The following is a 421-nucleotide window of genomic DNA, read 5'->3' as shown; positions in this document are numbered from 1 at the left end:
GATTCTTCCAGCCCGGCGTACTCGCGCTGGGTGTGGAAGCGCAGCTTGCCGAAGCGCTCCATCCTCACCTCCAGCTCCGGCTTGCTCGGCGCGAGGAAGGCGAGCACGCCGGCCGCGTCGCGCACCATGAGGTGCGGGTAGGAATTGCTCAGGCGCTGCAGCTCGACCGGGTCGCCTGAAACCCAGCGCGCGCCGTAGTAGGTCGCCGGCGTGAGGCGCACCTCGGCGCCGTACTCGTGCGCGAGGCGGTGCACCACCACCTCGAACTGCAGCTGCCCCACCGCGCCGAGGATCGGCGCGCTGCCGTCGAGCGGGTGGAAGATCTGGATCGCGCCCTCCTCGCCCAGCTGCTCCAGGCCGGCGCGCAGCTGCTTGGTCTTCATCGCGGTGGCGAGCTCGACGCGCGCGAACACTTCCGGCG

At 71.0% G+C, this 421-nt stretch carries 1 pseudogene; it reads right to left on the bottom strand.

The features are described from left to right. Positions 1-421, bottom strand: a pseudogene (gene prfC, locus I6F37_RS41605) (peptide chain release factor 3); the annotation flags it as partial.

The sequence above is a fragment of the Bradyrhizobium sp. NBAIM08 genome (genome assembly GCF_020193935.1).
GTDB classification, from domain to species: domain Bacteria; phylum Pseudomonadota; class Alphaproteobacteria; order Rhizobiales; family Xanthobacteraceae; genus Bradyrhizobium; species Bradyrhizobium yuanmingense.
This window is presented reverse-complemented; position numbering and strand designations above follow the sequence as displayed.